The sequence below is a fragment of the Ruficoccus amylovorans genome (genome assembly GCF_014230085.1).
GTDB classification, from domain to species: domain Bacteria; phylum Verrucomicrobiota; class Verrucomicrobiia; order Opitutales; family Cerasicoccaceae; genus Ruficoccus; species Ruficoccus amylovorans.
In genome coordinates this window covers 1-3,437 of the sequence record NZ_JACHVB010000050.1, presented here as the reverse complement: position 1 = coordinate 3,437, position 3,437 = coordinate 1, and the positions used below count along the sequence as shown (strand labels likewise).

Sequence of the window (3,437 nt, the reverse complement as noted above, 5' to 3'; positions counted from 1 at the left end):
ACCCGCGCCCACGACCTCATCATCCGAGCTGTGGATGCAGGCGTCTGCTCCAACCAGCACATCCCCAAGGTCCTCGACCACTGGAGAAACCCCGAGCACCCCTGCTTCCGCGAGCGCACCCTGTGGTCCCTCCAGAACGCATTCACCGAGGCCCTCAAGGGAAACCTCAACCTCCTGCCCACCAGAACCGAGAAGCTACACTACCTTCTCGATCATCACGCCGGGGTTAACTGAGGAGCGGACGGCGGGAGGCAGCCCAAGGAATGCCTCCGCTGTCCCCGAGCAGGCCGGAGGCGAACAATAAAAGAAGCCGCTTGGGGTGCGGCTTCTTTTTAGCTCGAAGAGGTCGCCCAGTCTGGGAACACCTGAAAAAGACCCTCCCCTGTGCCAGCACTACCACCCCCAGTGCTCCATGGCCAAGGCCATCGACTACGCCCTGGGCCAGTGGAGCGGACTGGAAGTCTTCCTCCAAAACGGGGCCATCGACATCGACAACAACGCCGTCCAACGCGCCATCCGCCCCACCAAACTCGGGGCCAAAAACTGGCTCTTCATCGGCTCGAAACCCTCCCGGCAGCCGCCACTGCGCACATCCCCAGCATGACCCCTGCCGCCGTTGCAAAGAGCAGACGACTGGCTGTGCCACACGCCGCTTGAGTCGTAGCAGTCATAACCGTCGTAGTTCGCGCACATACAACGCCTATGATACAAAAGCTCGCTGCAAGCGCAATCCAACGGCGCTACATGTGACGCTTACGTTCTAATGTCCCTTAAATCATTGACATGCCCCCCTTCGGGTAGCCCCTAAAAAGCGAACAGGCATTCTACTCAATATTTAATTCTGCATACACATTTACATATGATCCACTTGACCTATATATAAATATAGACACAAAACCCATATCATAAAATTTATTTATTAACGAAATAAGCATAGCACCACTTACCTCAACCTCTTTTGAAATATAACAAGACACCGACGGACTAACTCCCAACCCCTTCACATACTCCCTCATCTGCGCTCCATCATCAGCGAACAACGTTTTAGCGTCTATACGGAAAAAACCTCTATTATCGTAAATTTCATATCCAATCTTCAGGGAAGAATCCCGAACCCTATTTTTAATATATTCTTGTACAGTAGACAGAGGATCCAGACTCACGCTTTCAACCGAGTCCCCCCCTGCCTTCCAGTTTTTAGAAATTTCACTTAGCATTTTACTTTGAGTAGATTCATTTCCATCCGAAAAGCATGAAAGTGCCATAAACACGCCAACCGATATATATATATGTTTAATCATGCATATACTATTCTTGTTTTTTTCGACAACAACAATATGATGGATATTGCGCAAATAGCTCATCATAGTACTTCGACTCACGAAATGATAACCCAGGACCACATAGGGTCAGGTCAATAATTTAAACATTGCTGCTGTATATTAAATTACTGACGCGGGAGGGGTGTCCATGGAGGATCACATGGTAAACCGCACCAGCGAACTGAAAGCGAACAGCCCTTGCCATACATGCACCTCAGCACAAACACAGACATAAATCAACATTTAAATTATTGACCTGACCCCTTCTGTGACCCTCACCATATACCCATAGACGGAATGGACATCCAGAATCGTCACCGACTCACCTCGGTATTGGTGATACTCAAAAAGACCAAACGATTCATTCATCTATTGATTCTTGGGTTGAACTATTTTGTATAAACCTACCAGCCTCACTCAAACTACACACATCTCGACTCATCGCAGACATCTCAAGATGATGCATAACCTCATATATACGATCAGGACGCATTAATTGAACGTCCTTTGATATCTGAATAATTTCATACCGCTGCATTTCATATTCAGCATCCCTCACCAATACGAACAAGCAAACTAGACACAATACAAAAAAAACATGAACACACAGTCCAATTAAAACTCGTTTCTTCGCACTCCTAACTACCATCTCAAAGCGAACCCAAAAAACAATCGCTACAATAAACATAAACGGAATTAAGCATATAAATGCCCATCCAAAATTAACCATACTCACAACTCACCACCTTTCTTCAAACAACATTTACCCCTTTCGTGCCCCCTTTCGCTTGATGAAAATCATGAAACATTGGGCTGACCCTATCGATTGCCCGTTATTCGAAAAGCACGATTACAAACTTCATCAAAGCGCTTACTATAAGAACCACGAAAACCGCATAACGCATTAATATGAACTTACGCTCCTTGCTTTCCCTAAAGTTCTTCCAGAAAATACCAGTCCAAGGACCAAAACAGGCGACTATTACAGCTAACAGAAGCAAACACATCGCCACATAAGTGGCAGAAGAAATCCCGTGATAGCCCATGCTGAATACGGTCTTCAATATTGAAGAGACCATATGGGGTCATGTCAATAATTTAAACATTGCTACTGTATATTGAATTACTGACGCGGGAGGGGTGCACATGGAGGATCACATGGTAAACCGCACCAGCGAACTGAAAGCGAACAGCCCTTGCCATACGCGCACCTCAGCACAAACACAGGCATAAATCAACATTTAAATTATTGACATGACCCCTTTCGCCTTTCGCTCCCGCATCATTCCCAACCATGCCATACAGGTTCGCCCCCCCCTTTTCTTCGATGGGATCCCTTGACTGCCACTCAATGATCCAATCGTGACTTAATGCTAGCAAATGCTGCTATGCATAGTGCGATCGAAAACACAAAAATATTGGCACATTTAAAATCACCAGATCCAACCACAAGCACAGACTGATTGCTAGACATAGCTTTTACTACTAAAAAAAATCTACCGATCTACCACTTACCCATGCGACAGATATAGAACCAATAAAAACCACTAAAAAGCACTTAGTATTGCTCAATGACTCATTAGCTATAACACGCCCCACGCATGCTACATACAGTATGAGCAAAACAGAAAAAGCGAGAGATATCGTCGTAGACTTATTAACTCCGATTAGCGCAAGATTGCTTTGACATGAAACAGTAAATCCATAAGCCAGCACACCCAGAACTGCAAGTGACAACGGGTAGATATATTTGTATATTAATTTTGACCACATACAGGACAATTCTCTTCTGTAAAACTATCCAGATCCACATATACAGTAGTCCTAGAATTCGTTCCAACTATTTCTCTTGTATAACGAAGAACACATTCAACAGTCAAGTCATCTCCGTCACAATGAAAAAATGCCAAAACGACTCCATCCGCAGGCGAAAGGCCATCGACATCCCCTGAAAATAAAATTTGCCCATAGCCACTCGCATCTACAAACCCGTGGGTTGAATTCGTCTCATTCGCTCGTACCTCTATTGCCGTTATAACTGCCTGCCTTGTTATATACTCTTCCACCATTTGAGCGGCTTCGGCAACCAGACTGGATAGTATTTGCTCTAATATA

The 3,437-nt window shown here is 45.3% G+C and carries 2 protein-coding genes and 2 pseudogenes; 2 read left to right on the top strand and 2 right to left on the bottom strand.

Translation table 11 applies throughout. The features are described 5' to 3' along the window. A pseudogene (locus H5P28_RS15570) lies at window positions 1-234 on the top strand (DUF932 domain-containing protein); the annotation flags it as partial. 160 nt (window positions 235-394) lie between these two features. Then, window positions 395-562 (top strand): annotated as a pseudogene (locus H5P28_RS15565) (IS66 family transposase); the annotation flags it as partial. 262 nt (window positions 563-824) lie between these two features. On the opposite strand, the gene H5P28_RS15560 reads toward H5P28_RS15565, so the two are convergent. Continuing rightward, a complete protein-coding gene (locus tag H5P28_RS15560; protein ID WP_185676627.1) occupies window positions 825-1,367 on the bottom strand; it encodes a hypothetical protein in 543 nt (180 codons plus the stop codon). Window positions 1,368-3,079: 1,712 nt separating this feature from the next. Then, a partial coding sequence (locus tag H5P28_RS15555) for a hypothetical protein (RefSeq protein WP_185673776.1) occupies window positions 3,080-3,437 on the bottom strand: 358 nt, incomplete at its 5' end.

Excerpts from the sequence above, each read along its gene's own strand:
- H5P28_RS15560 (WP_185676627.1), bottom strand. The coding sequence starts at position 1,367 with ATGATGAGCTATTTGCGCAATATCCATCATATTGTTGTTGTCGAAAAA.